Origin of the sequence: Bradyrhizobium aeschynomenes, assembly GCF_013178945.1 — a bacterium.
In the GTDB taxonomy this organism is placed as follows: domain Bacteria; phylum Pseudomonadota; class Alphaproteobacteria; order Rhizobiales; family Xanthobacteraceae; genus Bradyrhizobium; species Bradyrhizobium aeschynomenes.
Genome location: NZ_JABFDM010000004.1, coordinates 572157 through 588393 on the forward strand (window position 1 = coordinate 572157; position 16237 = coordinate 588393).

14 protein-coding genes and 1 riboswitch are annotated in these 16237 nt (G+C 65.3%); of the genes, 10 read left to right on the forward strand and 4 right to left on the reverse strand.

Annotated elements, in window-relative coordinates; genetic code table 11:
- Window positions 1-2: 2 nt before the first annotated feature.
- From HL666_RS15500 to HL666_RS15510, 3 genes are all read left to right on the forward strand, one after another.
- Complete coding sequence (locus HL666_RS15500) at window positions 3-308, forward strand: hypothetical protein (RefSeq protein ID WP_172110304.1); 306 nt, start codon at window positions 3-5, stop codon at window positions 306-308.
- A gap of 501 nt (window positions 309-809) precedes the next feature.
- A complete protein-coding gene (locus tag HL666_RS15505) occupies window positions 810-1865 on the forward strand; it encodes a lysylphosphatidylglycerol synthase domain-containing protein (RefSeq protein WP_172110303.1) in 1056 nt (351 codons plus the stop codon).
- Window positions 1866-1893: 28 nt separating this feature from the next.
- Complete coding sequence (locus HL666_RS15510; RefSeq protein WP_172110302.1) at window positions 1894-3201, forward strand: ATP-binding protein; 1308 nt, start codon at window positions 1894-1896, stop codon at window positions 3199-3201.
- A 70-nt stretch (window positions 3202-3271) separates the two neighbouring features.
- On the opposite strand, the gene HL666_RS15515 is transcribed toward HL666_RS15510, so the two are convergent.
- Window positions 3272-3787 carry a GcrA family cell cycle regulator gene (locus HL666_RS15515; RefSeq protein WP_035640797.1) on the reverse strand — a complete coding sequence of 172 codons (516 nt, stop codon included), beginning with the start codon at window positions 3785-3787 and terminating at the stop codon, window positions 3272-3274.
- Window positions 3788-4259: 472 nt separating this feature from the next.
- Between HL666_RS15515 and HL666_RS15520 the strand changes: the two genes are divergently transcribed.
- Both HL666_RS15520 and argF read left to right on the forward strand, forming a co-directional pair.
- Window positions 4260-5471, forward strand: a complete 1212-nt coding sequence (locus HL666_RS15520) for an aspartate aminotransferase family protein (protein WP_172110301.1) — start codon at window positions 4260-4262, stop codon at window positions 5469-5471.
- An 8-nt stretch (window positions 5472-5479) separates the two neighbouring features.
- Window positions 5480-6406, forward strand: a complete 927-nt coding sequence (gene argF, locus HL666_RS15525) for an ornithine carbamoyltransferase (protein ID WP_172110585.1) — start codon at window positions 5480-5482, stop codon at window positions 6404-6406.
- A 386-nt stretch (window positions 6407-6792) separates the two neighbouring features.
- Here argF and HL666_RS15530 read toward each other — a convergent pair whose 3' ends face one another.
- A complete protein-coding gene (locus tag HL666_RS15530) occupies window positions 6793-7179 on the reverse strand; it encodes an endonuclease domain-containing protein (protein WP_172182268.1) in 387 nt (128 codons plus the stop codon).
- A 115-nt stretch (window positions 7180-7294) separates the two neighbouring features.
- Between HL666_RS15530 and HL666_RS15535 the strand changes: the two genes are divergently transcribed.
- Window positions 7295-8287 (forward strand): Hsp33 family molecular chaperone, encoded by a 993-nt coding sequence (locus tag HL666_RS15535; protein ID WP_172182270.1) that lies wholly within the window; start codon window positions 7295-7297, stop codon window positions 8285-8287.
- 1123 nt (window positions 8288-9410) lie between these two features.
- Here HL666_RS15535 and apaG read toward each other — a convergent pair.
- A complete protein-coding gene (gene apaG, locus HL666_RS15540) occupies window positions 9411-9806 on the reverse strand; it encodes a Co2+/Mg2+ efflux facilitator ApaG/CorD (protein ID WP_172110299.1) in 396 nt (131 codons plus the stop codon).
- A 326-nt stretch (window positions 9807-10132) separates the two neighbouring features.
- On the opposite strand from apaG, the gene HL666_RS15545 reads away from it, so the two are divergent.
- The 3 genes from HL666_RS15545 to HL666_RS15555 are packed head-to-tail and all read left to right on the forward strand — an operon-like array spanning window position 10133 to window position 13436.
- Entirely contained in the window at window positions 10133-11485 is a 1353-nt protein-coding gene (locus HL666_RS15545; RefSeq protein WP_172110298.1) for an OpgC domain-containing protein, read from the forward strand.
- Window positions 11485-12243 (forward strand): SGNH/GDSL hydrolase family protein, encoded by a 759-nt coding sequence (locus tag HL666_RS15550; protein ID WP_172134246.1) that lies wholly within the window; start codon window positions 11485-11487, stop codon window positions 12241-12243. Before HL666_RS15545 ends, HL666_RS15550 begins: the two co-directional genes overlap by 1 nt.
- Window positions 12244-12257: 14 nt before the next feature.
- On the forward strand, window positions 12258-13436 hold the full coding sequence (locus HL666_RS15555) for a GDSL-type esterase/lipase family protein (protein WP_172182324.1): 1179 nt from the start codon (window positions 12258-12260) through the stop codon (window positions 13434-13436).
- A gap of 220 nt (window positions 13437-13656) precedes the next feature.
- Here the strand turns inward: HL666_RS15555 and HL666_RS15560 are convergent, their stop codons facing one another.
- The gene (locus HL666_RS15560; RefSeq protein ID WP_172182272.1) at window positions 13657-14865 is read right to left on the reverse strand and encodes an O-succinylhomoserine sulfhydrylase; all 1209 of its coding nucleotides are present in this window, start codon (window positions 14863-14865) and stop codon (window positions 13657-13659) included.
- 76 nt (window positions 14866-14941) lie between these two features.
- Window positions 14942-15021: riboswitch (SAM riboswitch) on the reverse strand.
- Window positions 15022-15127: 106 nt separating this feature from the next.
- On the opposite strand from HL666_RS15560, the gene HL666_RS15565 reads away from it, so the two are divergent.
- A complete protein-coding gene (locus HL666_RS15565) occupies window positions 15128-16234 on the forward strand; it encodes a 2'-deoxycytidine 5'-triphosphate deaminase (protein ID WP_172134244.1) in 1107 nt (368 codons plus the stop codon).
- Window positions 16235-16237: the final 3 nt, after the last annotated feature.

The following is a 16237-nucleotide window of genomic DNA, read 5'->3' on the forward strand; positions in this document are numbered from 1 at the left end:
TCATGGCCTATCTCGTTGCCTTCCACTGGGGCTGGCTGGCCGGCGCCTTCGCCATCGGGCTGGCCATGGGTTGGGTCGCGGTGGTTCACCGGGCGCCGGGCGTGTCAGGCTGGCTGACCTGGCTGCTGGCGGCGCTGGCAGCGGGACTGGTGGCGGCGACCGCCGCCTGCATCGTTCCCGGCCGGGCCGGCTACTGGCTCGAGCTGCTGCTGATCCTGTTCGTTCCCTATCTGCTCGGCTGCGCGATCGGCACCTGGCTGCGGGCGCTGGTGGTGACGCGCAGCATGCGGCAGCGGTCGGCGGCCTGACGCGAGGGCGAGACCCGCGTAAGCCCCTCCTGCCGAGCCCCGTGTGGCCGCGAGACACGAAGGTTTGACAACAGCTTGGCCTGTCAAAGCGGCAGCCGGCGCTTATCGTCTGGTCATGCGTCAGGCCGGCCCGGAGCCCCCCAGAAAAGCCCGCAGATCGGCGCTCCTCACCGAAGTTTAACCGGCCGTGCGCAGGTTGAACGGGACGGTGCGGCGATCTTGCCGTCCGTCATGCCTCATGTGCCGTGCCGCCTCCTTGCCCCATGTGCGGCAAAAGGGTGCATAGCAATTCCGTAAAGCCTGCTAAGTATAACCATGTGNGGTGCATAGCAATTCCGTAAAGCCTGCTAAGTATAACCATGTGTACGCTTTTGTTCACACGCCCCTTGTTCCCCAATGCGTCGAAACGCGCTACGAGGGCGTTGTATGCGCATATGACGTGGCGACCTCCAGGGCGCCCTGTCCCCGGCCGTCGTGATCGGATCACGGTGAGAGGTGTAGATGCTTGAAGCCATACGCGGAGCGGCCACGTTCCTGCGCGAGAAGCAAGTCCTGCACAAGCTCGGCGTGCTCATCAGCATCGCCGTCATCGCGGTCGCCTGCTACGTCCTCTACCACATGCTGCGCGGCATCGACACCTACGAGGTGCTCGAGGCGATCAAGAGCACGGAGCCGCACCAGATCGCGCTCGCCGCTTTGTTCGTCGCCGCTGGCTATTTCACGCTGACCTTCTACGACCTGTTCGCGGTGCGTGCGATCGGCCACGACCACGTGCCGTATCGCATCAATGCGCTGGCCGCCTTCACCAGCTATTCGATCGGCCACAATGTCGGCGCCAGCGTGTTCACCGGCGGCGCCGTGCGCTACCGCATCTATTCGGCCCATGGGCTGAACGCGATCGACGTCGCCAAGATCTGCTTCCTCGCCGGCCTGACCTTCTGGCTCGGCAACGCCGCCGTGCTCGGCATGGGCATCTGCTATCATCCGGAGGCCGCGGCCTCGATCGACCAGCTGCCGCCCTGGGTCAACCGCATGGCGGCGATCGCCATCCTGGTCGGGCTGATGGGCTATGTCGCCTGGGTCTGGACCAAGCCGCGCGTGGTCGGCCGCGGACCGTGGACCGTGGTGCTGCCGGGCGGGCCGCTGACACTCCTGCAGATCGTGATCGGCATCGTCGATCTCGGCTTCTGCGCTCTGGCGATGTACGTGCTGGTGCCGGACGAGCCCAATCTCGGCTTCGTCGTGGTCGCCGTGATCTTCGTCTCCGCGACGCTGCTCGGCTTTGCCAGCCACTCGCCGGGCGGGCTCGGCGTGTTCGACGCCGCCATGCTCGTCGGCCTCTGGCAGATGGACCGCGAGGAGCTGCTCGCCGGAATGCTGCTGTTCCGGATGCTGTATTATTTGGCGCCGTTCCTCATTTCTGTAATCCTGCTGACGTTTCGGGAGGTTATCATCAGCGCCAGGTCGAAGCGGCTGCGCCAGGCGGCGCTCAGCCTCGATCCAGGCCCCCCGCCCGAGGCCGCTTATGTGAGGAAGCGCAGCGATTCCGGTGCCTGACGCGACAAGGGGAGCAGACTAGGACGCGATGGCCCTCGACGCTCCCCCCCACTCCAGCCTGACCATCTTCACGCCGTGGCCGGACCGGCTGCGCCACTCGGCCATCATTCTGCTGGCCGCCGCGCTGGCGCTGGCAGGGCTGGTGCTGCTCGACGAGCTGCTGCCACTGCGGGCGCTGGCGGTGTTTCTCTGCATCGCCGCCGCCGCGCTGGTGCCGTGGCGGCTGCACAGCGCGGTCGCCAAGCGCGAGGAGGAGCGCCACGGCAATCCCGTGGAAGCGCCGGCCGTCAGCGCCGTCGTCGACGGCATCCCCGATCCCGCCGTGCTGCTCGACCGCGCCGGCCGCGTCATCCATCTCAACGCGGCGGCCGCGCAGCTCGCGCCGGCTCTGCGCAAGGGCGAGCTCGCCCAGTTCGCGCTGCGCTCGCCGGAGATCATCACCGCGCTGCGCGAGGCGATCGCCACCACCGAGATCCGGCGCGCCAGCTATCATGACCACGTGCCGGTCGACCGCTGGATGGAGCTGGTCATCGTCCCCGTTCCGGTGCCGACCGCGTTCGGCGGCACCGACAAATGCATGCTGATGACATTCCGCGACCTGACCCCGCTGCGCCGGGTCGAGGAGATGCGCGCCGATTTCGTCGCCAATGCCAGCCACGAGCTGCGCACGCCGCTCGCCGCGCTGTCCGGCTTCATCGACACCTTGCAGGGCCCGGCCAAGGACGATCCCAAGGCGCGCGAGCGCTTCCTCGGCATCATGCATACCCAGGCCACGCGGATGGCGCGGCTGATCGACGACCTCCTGTCGCTGTCGCGCGTGGAGCTGTCGGCGCATGTCCGGCCCGACACGCTGGTCGATGTCGTTCCGATCATCCGCCAGGTCACCGACGGTCTCGAGCCGCTGGCCAGGGAGCGTCAGGTGGTGATCGAGACCAGCCTGCCGGAGGCGCCGGTCACCATTGCCGGCGACCGCGAGGAGTTGCTGCGCGTGTTCGAGAACCTGATCGAGAACGCGCTGAAATATGGCGCCTCCGGCGGCCGCGTGGTCGTGTCGCTGGAGCAGGCCGTCTCGGCCGAGAACGCGCCGGAGATCCGGGTCAAGGTGCGTGATTTCGGCCCCGGCATCGCGCCGGAGCATCTGCCGCGCCTGACCGAACGCTTCTATCGCGTCGATGTCGGCGACAGCCGCGCTCAGGGCGGCACGGGCCTCGGCCTGTCGCTGGTGAAGCACATCCTCAACCGGCATCGCGGCCGGCTGCTGATCGAGAGCGTGCCGCGCAACGGCGCGGCCTTCACGGCGTGCTTCCCGCAGCCTCGGCCGCAACGCGGATCCTGACCGCCCAGAATCAAAAGGCCCGGCGCGAGCCGGGCCATCCTCATGGCTTGTTAGTTGGCGCGGCGCGCGCTCAGCGCGTCGTCGACTTCGCCGGCTGACGGCGCCGGTCTGCCGCGGGCTGATAGGCGACGCGCGAATGCTGCGCGCAATAGGGCAGGCCGGCGAGCGCCTTGCCGCCGCAGAAGAAGAAGTCCGGGCTGGATGGATCGCCGACCGGCCAGTGGCAGGTCGCTTCATTGAGCTCCAGCAGCGACAGCCGCTGGTTCATCGGCACGACGTTATCGAATGCAACCGGATCGGGCTCTGCCTCGACCTCGAAAACCTGTGCGAGCGCCGTGTTGCCGCGGGCCACCGGACGGGCCACGCGCATCATCGGCTGCGCCGGACGGGCCGCCTTGCGCTGGCGCGGTGCTGCGGTCGCCGGGCTCTTGGCGCGGCCGGAGAGGCCCAGCCGGTGCACCTTGCCGATCACGGCATTGCGCGTCACGTTTCCGAGTTCCGCGGCGATCTGGCTGGCCGACAGTCCGGCCTCCCAGAGTTTCTTCAGCTGCTCGACGCGATCGTCGGACCAGGTCAATACCGTCATCGAACCTTTCCCTTCGCGTTGCGCCGGCCAATTCTGGGACGGCGCTGCGATATTTGTCTCAAAAACCCCTGCCGGCAGAATCCCTTATCCCTCGCCGGGAGCGCGTGAAGCACCCGGACGTTACGCGAACTCAAGAACTCCTAGAGGGATCAGAACTGCCGCACGAGATGTCGTACTCGACGCTGAAAACGCTACAATATGGCGTGACTCTCGCGCAAGAGTCGGTGGTCACCGTCCACACATTCCGCGGTTCCGTGTGGCATGTTTTGAGCTATGTCATGCGCCCGCAATCTCACGGACCGGCGCCGGGCCATCAGCTTACGCGTAGTTGACTCCCACCGCCGCCCGCATACAATAGGTGCACGTGCCGCCTTGAAAAGGCGGCACATTTTGTTTTCCAGGGTGGGGTCCCTGATGCGCGATGGCATCGCATGGCGCGTGTCTCGGCCACCCGTCAGCTCATGTGATCGCCATGACAAGTGTTGCTGCTACGCATCTTCTCCCCGTATTCGCCCGGGTCGATCTGTCGTTCGAGCGCGGCGAAGGCGCGTGGCTGATCGCGACCAATGGTGATCGCTATCTCGACTTCACCTCCGGCGTCGCCGTCAATTCGCTCGGCCATGCGCATCCGCATCTCGTCAAGGCGCTGCAGGAGCAGGCCACCAAGCTGTGGCACATGTCGAACCTGTTCAAGAGCCCGGACGGCGAGCGCCTCGCCAACAGGCTGTGTGAGCAGAGCTTCGCGGACTACGTGTTCTTCGCCAATTCCGGCGCCGAGGCGATGGAAGGCGCGATCAAGATCACGCGCAAATATCATGCGGCGAAGGGCCATCCTGAACGTTACCGTATCATTACGTTCGAAGGCGCGTTCCACGGCCGCACCTTGGCGACGCTCGCCGCGACCGGTTCCGCAAAATATCTCGACGGCTTCGGTCCGCCGATGGACGGCTTCGATCAGGTTCCGCTCGGTGACCTCGAGGCCGTGAAGAAGGCGATGGGCCCGCACACTGCAGGCATCCTGGTCGAGCCGGTGCAGGGCGAGGGCGGTGTGCGCACCGCGCCGCTGTCGTTCTACAAGGCGCTACGTCAGCTCTGCGACGACAACGGCCTGCTGCTGGTGTTCGACGAGGTCCAGACCGGCATGGGCCGCACCGGCGATCTGTTCGCGCATCGCTGGCTCGGCGTCACGCCTGACGTGATGTCGCTCGCCAAGGCGCTCGGCGGCGGCTTCCCGATCGGCGCGGTACTCGCGACCGCCGAGGCCGCGTCCGGCATGACGCCGGGCACCCACGGCTCGACGTTCGGCGGCAATCCGCTGGCGGTGTCGGCGGCCAATGCGGTGCTCGACGTGATGCTCGCACCCGGCTTCTTCGATCACGTCCGCAAGATGTCGCTGCTGCTCAAACAGAAGCTCGCGTCGGTCGTCGACCGTCATCCCGATGTCATCTCCGAGATCCGTGGCGAGGGCCTGTTGATCGGCATCAAGGCAGTGGTGCCCTCCGGTGATCTGGTGGCGGCGTTGCGCGACCAGAAGCTGCTCACGGTCGGCGCCGGCGACAACGTCGTGCGCTTCCTGCCGCCGCTGATCGTCACTGAATCCGAAATCGAACAATCGGTCGAGATGCTCGATCGCGCCTGCACGGCGTTGTCGGGCGGTCCTGCCAAGCAGGCGGCCGCATCATGAGCAGGACCATGGGCAACACGCCGCGTCACTTTCTCGATCTCACCGAGATGCCGGTCGAAGAGCTGCGCAACATGCTGGCGCTGTCCAGCCGGATGAAGAAGACGCTGAAGGCCAATGAGCCGGCGAAGAAGCCGCTCGACGGCAAGGTGCTGGCGATGATCTTCGACAAGCCGTCGACGCGTACGCGGGTGTCGTTCGACGTCGGCATGCGCCAGCTCGGCGGCGAGGCGATCATGCTGACCGGCACCGAGATGCAGCTCGGTCGCGGCGAGACCATCGCCGACACCGCGCGCGTGCTGTCGCGCTATGTCGACGCCATCATGATCCGCATCCTCAGCCACGAGGCGCTGCTGGAGCTCGCCGCGCACGCCACCGTGCCGGTCATCAACGGCCTGACGCGGCGCTCGCATCCGTGCCAGGTGATGGCCGACGTGATGACCTTCGAGGAGCATCGCGGCTCGATCGAGGGCCGCACCGTGGCCTGGACCGGCGACGACAACAACGTGCTGGCCTCCTGGGCGCATGCCGCCGAGCGCTTCAAGTTCCGCCTCAACGTCGCCACCCCGCCGCAGCTCTCGCCGGGCAAGCCGATGAAGGACTTCATCCGCGCCACCAAGGCCGACATCCATCTCGGCCATGATCCGGACGTCGCGGTGAAGAACGCCGACTGCGTCGTCACCGACACCTGGGTCTCGATGGGCGACAAGGACGGCGAGCACCGCCACAATTTGCTCAAGCCCTATCAGGTCAATTCCAAGCTGATGTCGCTGGCCAAGCCGGAAGCGATCTTCATGCACTGCCTGCCCGCCCACCGCGGCGAGGAGGTCACCGACGAGGTGATCGATGGCCCGCAGTCGGTGGTGTTCGACGAAGCCGAAAACCGCCTGCATGCACAAAAGGGCATCCTGGCCTGGTGTTTCGGCGAGCGGGCGTAGGGTCCGATAGCAGCTCTAGTAGTGGGATCGAGCTTCGAGCCAAGCATTCGGTGCACCCTCTCCCCTTGTGGGAGAGGGTGGTTTCCATGCGAAGCATGGAAACCGGGTGAGGGGTTGCCCCGGGCTCAGGCCTGCATATTGAGGCACGAACCCCTCACCCGAGTGAGTTTGGAGTTGCCGGCTGCGTGGCCCTCTCCCACAAGGGGAGAGGGCGCAGTCATGAGCACCGTGAAGCAGCTGATCGTTCGATCGGCGTAGACGGACTACCACAATAGAGTAGGCTCGCGTGGAGATCGCGCGGCTTGCTCGGTGCACCCTCTCCCACTCAGGCAATCGCGTAGCGATTGCCTGAGTGGGAGAGGGTGCCGTGATCGAGCGCAGCTCGATCATGGCGGGTGAGGGGTCTCTCTCCGCTTGCTCAGCTTGTCCAGGATGTCCTCGAGAACCGCGGTTCGTTTCTGCAGCACGTCATTGTTCCAGTATCGCGCAACCCTGAATCCTTCGCTGGCAAGCACTTCGTCTCTTGTCCGATCGCCCTTCGCATCGGCATGCTGACTTCCATCGATCTCAATGACCAGCCGCTGCTCGAAGCAGACGAAGTCGAGGATGTACGAGCGGAACGGCACTTGGCGGCGAAACTTGAACTGTGACAATCGCCGGTCGCGAAGCAGTCGCCACATTGCGGCTTCGGCATCGGTTGGCGCTTGGCGCATCGCTCTCGCAAAGTTGCGAATGCGCTTGCCGGTTGGTCGATGATGCGGTGCTTGTGGCATCAACCTAGCCCCTCATCCGGGCTATCTCTGTTGACGTGAAGGTATACGGAGCCCGCCGTATGCGCTAGTTCCAGACCCCCCTTCACTTTCCCTGCATCGTCCCCAAATAGGCGCCATGACCTTCCTCCCCGACAAAGACATCAACCTCGACACCAGCCGCGCGCCGTCCGCCGTGCCGGTCGATGACGCCGTGCTGCCGTTCGAGGTCGCGGCGCTCGATCTGCGCGGGCGGCTGACCCGCATGGGGCCCGCGCTCGACGACATCCTCACCAAGCACGCCTATCCCGCCCCGGTCGGCAAGCTGCTCGGCGAGGCCATCGTGCTGACGACCTTGCTCGGGTCCTCGCTGAAGTTCGACGGCCGCTTCATCCTGCAAACCCAGACCGACGGTCCGGTGTCGTTCCTGGTAGTCGACTTCCAGGCGCCAGACCGTCTGCGCGCCTATGCGCGCTACGACGAGGCGCGGCTGAGCGAAGCCAAGGATTCCGGCGGCCTGCTCGGCAAGGGCCATCTGGCCATGACCATCGACCAGGGCCCTGACATGAGCCGCTACCAGGGCCTGGTTGCGCTCACCGGCGGTAGCCTGGAGGAGGCCGCGCACGAATACTTCCTGCGCTCCGAGCAGATCCCGACTCGCGTCCGTCTCGCCGTCGGCGAGGAGTGGAGCGGCGGCAAGCACCGCTGGCGCGCCGGCGGCCTGCTGACCCAGTTCCTGCCGCAAGCGCCGGAGCGTCTGCGCCAGGCCGACCTGCATCCCGGCGATGCCCCTGAAGGTACCGAACTGCATGCGGTCGAAGAAGACGAGGCCTGGGTCGAGGGCCAGTCGCTGGTCGCCACCGTCGAGGACGTCGAGCTGATCGATCCCTCGCTGTCGGGCGAACGGCTGCTGTATCGTCTGTTCCACGAGCGCGGCGTCCGCGTATTCGATCTCGTGTCGCTGCAGGCGCGTTGCTCCTGCTCGCGCGATGCGGTCGCCAACATGCTGAAGAGCTTCTCCGCCCAGGACCGCGCCGACATGGTGCAGGACGACAAGGTCGTCGTCACCTGCGAGTTCTGCTCCTCGGTCTATCAGTTCACGCCGCACGAAGCGGGCGTGACGGAGAATTGAGCGTGCGAGCTTTGCACGTTCAAAGCATGGAAAACCAAGTTTCTAAGCATTCTCGCTGTTCGATACCGTGCCCTCTCCCCTTGTGGGAGAGGGCATGTATGACAGCTCCGCAAGCTCGGTTGGGTGAGGGGTATGCCTCTGCGAGGATCAATCGTTGAGAGATACCCCTCACCCAACTGAGTGAGTAGATCGGCCGGAGATGCCCTCTCCCACAAGGGGAGAGGGCGCATTCACTTCCGCTGTGCCGAGTCCTCAGGTGCTGCGGTTATTTGTTGGCGATCGCCATGGCCGTTCGGCTTTTGTGTTCTCTCAGTTGCCCGTCGCGCTAGTCTGCCGCACCAACAAACAACTTGTGTCGTCGGGCAAATCACTGGCACATTTCCGCGCGTCCCTGCTGCCGCATGAGGGACGTGTCGCGACCGTCACGAGACGTTGGCAGTGGGATGCGATGGGCGTGTGTCGACGCAGCGTGGATCGGTCTGCGCGGACGAACGGCGAGGCACGCACGGTCAAGTCGCGCGGTCCTGACATCCCGACGCTGATGTCAACTCACGACGAAGCTCTGGCTTCGCGTGGGGATGGTGGCCAGCAAGCCGGCGCACCAGGGAGAACGCGAAGCAGCCGTTAAAGCCGTCGCGCAGGGAGGGCCGGGTCGTTCCGGCTGAACCTGTGGTACCTGCCGCCTGCATTTTTTTCCGCAGGCGGGCCACGGGCCTCAGCCGAGGCCCGGCCTTCCCTGCGCCCTCTGATCGAGAGGGCGGACGAATGGACACAGCTCGGGCGCGAAGGCGTGGCGAGAACGATGATGTTTAGCGCGATCGTGGACTCTCAGCTAACGCGCCCTGCCAAGGCACCCTGGCTCGACATCAACGGTGTCGTCCCGGCCTCGCGCCGGGACCCAGAACCACAGGGCTGAGTGGTGAGACGAGAACGCCGCTCCAGCCGTCGACAAACTGAATCCTGCGGTTATGGATCCCGGGTCTGCGCGTCCGCCAACGCTGCGCGTTGCCGGACGCTTGCCCGGGACGACAGCAGTGGAGTCATCGGCTGCGTGCGAGCTGAGACGAGCATGACCGTGCAGGGCGTCGGAGGCCGGTTGGGTCGAGCGGGGTCGGGTCTCGACCTAGTTCAGCACCCGCTTGCCGCCGTCGGGGCTGTCCAGCGAGAACGCGGGCACCGCGATGTCGAAGTGCTCGCCGCCGGCGCTTTCCATCTGATAGGAGCCGGACATGAAGCCGGAGGCAGTGGTGAGCGGCACGCCGGAGGTGTATTCGAAGCGCTCGCCGGGCGCGAGCACCGGCTGCTCGCCGACCACCCCCTCGCCGCGGACCTCCTGCTGCCGGCCGACGCCGTCGGTGATGATCCAGTGCCGGCTGCGCAGCTGCACAGTCTCCTCGCCGGTATTGGTGATCACCACCGTATACGACCAGAACCAACGGCCATCAGCAACCGACGACTTCTCCGGCAGGAAGTTCGGTTCGACGGTCACTTCGATGTGGCGAGTCACGGCGCGGTACATGGATGTATTGTAGCGGAAACTTGTCCCGGAACCAATCGTAACGCCATCGTGCTTTCAACACAGTTCCGGATTATGGCACCAGAATCGCGGATTCTGCCATCCTCTTGCGCGCCCTGGTCGCTGTGTGCCGGCTCGCCGTTGCGGCTGGCAGCATCCCGGGAGCTTTCGATCGGTCATGCGTCACGCAGTCGTTCTCGGCCGTCCGCCAAAGTCGAAAAACTGGGCACGGCCCAGCTGATAAGTCCTTCATCGCTTGCGCAAAAACTGCGCAGCCCTACATTTCTCCTGCCGGGCCTGTCGGGCTGGCAGCCTTGACGTGGTGACTGATGACGTCGATTGCCGATCGCCTTGCCGGACCATCCGTCCCCGCAGCCACAGCCGCGCCAGCGCCGGCTGCGGAGACTGGCGCGACCACGCCTGCGCCGGAGGTCGTGGCTGCATCGGCCATCGCCGCGACGCCGGCTGTCACCTCCGTGCCGACTGCGCCTGCTGCATCCGCCACCACGGCCGCGCCTGCGATCACCTTCCCGGCGGTCGGCGAGCGCGAGTTGCGGCTCGATCTGTTCCGCGGGCTGGCCCTGTGGCTGATCTTCATCGACCATCTGCCGCCGAACATTCTGACCTGGTTCACGATCCGCAACTACGGCTTCTCCGACGCCACGGAAATCTTCATCTTCATCTCCGGCTACACCGCGGCGTTCGTCTACGGGCGGGCGATGCAGGACGCCGGCTTCGTCGTGGCCACCGCGCGCATCCTGCGCCGGGTCTGGCAGATCTACGTCGCGCACGTCTTCCTGTTCACGATCTTCCTCGCCGAGATCTCCTACGTGGCGACCAGCTTCGAGAACCCGCTCTACACCGAAGAGATGGGGATCATGGATTTCCTGAAGCAGCCGGACGTCACCATCGTCCAGGCGCTGATCCTGCGCTTCCGCCCGGTCAACATGGACGTGCTGCCGCTCTACATCGTGCTGATGCTGTTTCTGCCGCTGATCCTGTGGCTGATGCGCTGGCGTCCCGACCTGACGCTCGCGCTGTCGGTCGTTCTCTACGCGGTCACCTGGGAGTTCGACCTCTATCTGTCGGCCTATCCGAACGGATTCTGGGCCTTCAATCCGTTCGCTTGGCAGCTGCTGTTCGTATTCGGTGCCTGGTGTGCGCTTGGCGGTGCCAAGCGCATGTCGCGCATCCTCAACTCGCCGATCACGCTCGGTCTCTGCGTCGCCTATCTGGTCGCGGCGTTCTGCGTCACGCTGACCTGGTACATCCCGCAGCTCGGCCACCTGATGCCGCGCCGAATCGAGCAATGGATGTATCCGATCGACAAGACCGACCTGGACGTGTTGCGGTTTGCTCATTTTCTCGCACTCGCAGCACTCACGGTGCACTATCTGCGCAAGGATTGGCCGCTGCTGAAGTCGCGCTGGCTGCGCCCGCTGATTGTTTGTGGGCAACACTCGCTGGAGATCTTCTGTCTCGGCGTGTTTCTGGCCTTTGCAGGCCACTTCGTACTTGCCGAAGTGTCCGGCGGCCCCATGATGCATGCCATGATCAGCCTCTGCGGCATCCTTGCCATGTGGGGAGTTGCAGCGCTGATTTCGTGGTACAAGCGTGAGGCCGATAAGGGTGCCGCGCGAAAGGGTGCGCGCAGCAACGCCGACATGGCGGGAGGGGGCTGATGAAGTCCGTCTCGTGGTTAAGGTTTGGTATCGCGGCGCTGGCGGTCTCGCTGGCGGCGGCGGCGCGCGCCGAAGATGCGCCGCAGACCTGCGAGGTGCCGGCCTACCTGCTGACCACTGAGAGCCCGCTTCCGAAGGTTGCAGAGGCCGTCAAGAACGGCCGTACGCTCAACATTCTCGTGGTCGGAAGCCGCTCGTCAGCGATCCTCAGCGCCTCCGACGCCAATGCCTATCCCGCCCGGCTGCAGGCGTCGCTGAAGGACAAGCTCCCTGCGGTCACCGTCAACCTCGCCGTCGAACTGCAGCCGAAGAAGACCGCCGAAGAAACCGCTGGCAATCTTGTTAAACTGGTGGAAGGAAAAAGGCCTAATTTGGTCATCTGGCAAACCGGCACGGTCGACGCCATGCGGTCCATCGATCCTGATGAGTTTCGTCAGGCGGTCAATGACGGTGTCGCGACGCTGCAGAACGCGGGGGCTGATGTCATCTTGATGAACCTGCAATACAGCCCGCGGACGGAGACCCTGATCTCCGTGCCGCCCTATATCGACAACATGCGTGTCGTGGCGCAGCAGCGCGACGTTCCGCTGTTCGACCGCTTCGCCATCATGCGGCAATGGAATGAGCAGGGCGATTTCGACCTGTTCAATCCGACGCACGGGATCGAGTTGGCCAAGCAGGTTCACGACTGTCTCGGCCGGGCGCTGTCGAAGTTCATCATCGACGCAGCGCATATCGGGCCGGCGCAGCAGAACTAGGATCCGTCGTGTTCATGACCTGCAATTGTCGTCACCGCGTATCTGGGACATGGAAGATGTCGTCCGCCGCTGTTGCGGTGGTGCTTGCCCTCTCGATCGGTCCGCATCTGGCGCATGCACAGAGCGCCGCGTCAGCAGCATCGCCTGAGGCAGAGGCGTCGACGTTCAAAGAGCTCCGGCCGACCATCGGACACATCACGGTCGCCCAGGCGGCCGGCCAGGGGACCGGACAGATCGCCGCCGTGCATCCATCGGCCACGGCCAGTCAGTCCTCGACGGCGATATCACAGGCCGCACCGACCGCGCCGTCAGCGGCAAATGTGCCGGCTCCAAATACGACGCCTCCCAATGCGACGCCGGGCGCCGTCCAGCCCGTCGCGGCCGCGACACCTCAGTCGCGCAGCATCACCGAGCGGGCGATCGACAAGGTCAAGCAGGTCGCCAAGTCCGCCACCGACATCTTCAACCGCGTGCCGTGCCTGCCGCCGAAAGGCGTCGCGAAGAAGAACTTCATCTCGCTGCCGCATGTCGCCAACAAGCTCGCGTCGGGATTGCCGGTCGTGATCGTCGCGTTCGGCTCGTCGTCGACCCAGGGCTATGGCTCGAGCGCGCCCGAATACAATTATCCCAACCGGCTCGCCGCACAGCTGCGCCGGCAATATCCGATGGCCGACATCAGCGTCATCAATGCCGGCGTCGGCGGGGAGGATGCGCCGGAAATGATGAAGCGGATCGAGACGTCGGTGATCGACCGTCATCCGGATCTCGTGATCTGGCAGGTCGGGACCAACGCCGTGCTGCGCGACCTCGATCCAACCGAGACCGCCAAGCTGGTCGAGGACGGTGTCGCCAAGATCCAGGCGGCCGCCTCCGACGTCGTGCTGGTCGACCTGCAATATTCACCCAGGGTCAACGAGCGTTCGGAGAACGCCAGCCGCATGAACAAGCTGCTCGGCCGCATCGCCGAGCTGCATCACGCCGGCATCTTCCCGCGCTTCGAGGTGATGCGCGACTGGCACGAGCGGCAGGCGATCCCGATCAACGAGTTCGTGATCTCGGACGGCCTGCACATGAGCGACTGGGGCTATGCCTGCTTCGCCCAGCTGCTCGGCGACGACATCATCCGCTCCGTCGGCCAGGTCAAGCTCGGCATCAATGCGCCGGCGGAAGTGCTGACCTATCGGCCGATGTGAACGAGGGCGAGCAGCAGGGCTATCGAATATGAAAACTCGGGGCTGTCGCGACCGACAAATCCCCGCAGTTAGTTACTCCGTCATGCCCGGGCTCGTCCCGGGCATCCACGCCGTTCTCAGCGTGCCGATCGACGTGGATGGCCGGGACGAGCCCGGCCATGACGATGGTGAGACGAACGAGCGCATCGCTGCGATCGTCAGATCCAACTGCCCTACGGCGCTAAGCGGCCTTCAGGGCCGCGTCGAGATCCTCGATCAGATCTTCGGCATGCTCGAGGCCGGCGGAGAAGCGGATGAAGCCCTCGCTGATCCCGAGCTCGGCGCGGGCCTCCGGCGTCAGCCGTTGATGCGTGGTCGTCGCGGGATGCGTGACCAGCGTCTTGGAGTCGCCGAGATTGTTGGAGATCCGCGCGAGCTTGAGCGCATTGAGCGTGCGGAACGCGCCGGCTTTGCCGCCCTTGACCTCGAAGCCGACCAAGGTCGAGCCGGCGCGCATCTGCTTCCTGACCGTCGCCGCCTGCGGATGGTCCTCGCGGCCCGGATAGATCAGCCGCGAGATCTTCGGATGCGCGGCGAGGAAGTCCGCCACCTTCGCCGCCGTGTCGGTCTGCGCGCGCACGCGCACGGCCAGCGTCTCGAGGCCCTTCAGCAGCACCCAGGCATTGAACGGCGAGATCGACGGGCCGGTCTGGCGCATGAAATTGTGGATGTGCTCGGCGATGAACGCCTCCGACGACAGGATCACGCCGCCGAGGCAGCGGCCCTGGCCGTCGATATGCTTGGTCGCGGAGTACACGACGACATCGGCGCCCAGCGCCAGCGGGCTCTGCCAGATCGGCGTGGCGAAGACGTTGTCGACGATCAGCCGCGCACCATGGGCATGCGCGATCTCGGCAATCGCCGGGATGTCCATCACATCGAGTGTCGGATTGGTCGGGCTCTCCAGGAAGAACGATTTGGTGTTCGGCCTGACGGCCTTCTGCCACTGGTCGAGGTCAAGCCCGTCGACCAGGGTCGACTCGATGCCGTAGCGCGGCAGCAGGTCCTCGACGACGTAGCGGCAGGAGCCGAACAGCGCCTTGGCCGCGACGACATGGTCGCCGGCGCGCAGGGGCGCCAGGATCGCGGTGGTGACGGCGGCCATGCCGGTGGCGGCCGAGCGGCAGGCCTCGGCGCCTTCGAGCTCGATCATGCGGCGCTCGAACATCGCCGTGGTCGGGTTGGAGAAGCGCGAATAGATGAAGCCGGGATCCTCGCCCTTGAAGCGCGCCTCGCACTCCTCGGCGGTGGCGTAGACGAAACCCTGCGTGAGATAGAGCGCCTCGGCGGTCTCGCCGAATTCGGAGCGCAGGCCGCCGGAATGCACCAGCCGGGTTTCGGGACGGTAGTGGGCGAACGACGCCGGCGCCTTCGCGGGGGACTTCGACATGTGACCTCCATCGTGACCACCGCGCCTGGCGATGGGCACAAAAAAACCGGCCTGGGAAAACTCCTCACGGCCGGGATCACAATCGTCCCCGGCCTGTTTAGCGACTTATTTAACGTGGCTGCAAGCCGGCCGGCTCAAATCACCACGGGATAAGTCGTGCTCATAGTCGCACCCGGCCTTTCCGTCAAGCCAGCCATCGGATAACCGGTCAAAAGACCCTATATAGGCTCGCATAGCCGCCATTCCGGCAAAGGATCAGGTCTTGCCGTTTTCGCTTCCCGCCGACGCCTATGGCATCCTGCCCGACCGCATGATCGTGGCGATGGCGGAGGCTGGCCTGATCATTCCCGAATACGACTTCGTCGAAAGTCAGATCCAGCCGGCGAGCCTCGACCTCCGGCTGGGCGACGTCGCCTATCGGGTGCGCGCGAGCTTCCTGCCGGGGCCGGGCTCCACGGTCGCCGAACGCATCGACGAGTTGAAGCTGCACGAGATCGCGCTCGCCGACGGCGCGGTGCTGGAGACCAACTGCGTCTACATCGTGCCGCTGCTGGAGAGCCTGGCGCTGCCGAAGGACATCGTCGCCGCCGCCAATCCGAAGAGCTCCACCGGCCGGCTCGATGTGTTCACGCGCGTGATCGCCGACGGCACCCGCCGCTTCGACATGATCGGCGCGGGCTATCATGGCCCGCTTTACGCCGAGATCAGCCCGAAGACCTTTCCCGTTTTGTTGCGCGAAGGCTCCCGCCTGTCGCAAGTCCGCTTCCGGTACCGCGATGCGGTCTTGTCCGAGGATCAGCTGATCGCGCTGCATGAAGCGGAGCGGCTGGTCGATCGCGACGACGCGGATCTCGCCGGCGGCGTCGCGCTGTCCGTCGATCTCTCCGGGGCGAACGCCAACGGCTATGTCGGCTATCGCGCCAAGCGCCACACGGGCGTGGTCGATGTCGACCGCCGGGCCGGCTATCCGGTCGAGGAGTTCTGGGAACCGATCAAGGCGCGTCCCGACGGCAGCCTCATCCTCGATCCCGGCGAGTTCTACATCCTGGCCTCCAAGGAGGCCGTGCAGGTGCCGCCGGACTACGCCGCGGAGATGGTGCCGTTCGATCCGCTGGTCGGCGAATTCCGTGTCCATTATGCCGGCTTCTTCGATCCCGGCTTCGGCTATGCCGGCGCCGGCGGTCAGGGCTCGCGCGCCGTGCTCGAGGTGCGCTCGCGCGAGGTGCCGTTCATCCTCGAACACGGCCAGATCGTCGGCCGTCTCGTCTATGAGAAGATGCTGGCCCGGCCGAACGCGATGTATGGCAGCCGCATCGGCTCCAACTACCAGGCCCAGGGCCTCAAGCTGTCCAAGCATTTCCGGCTCTAGCCG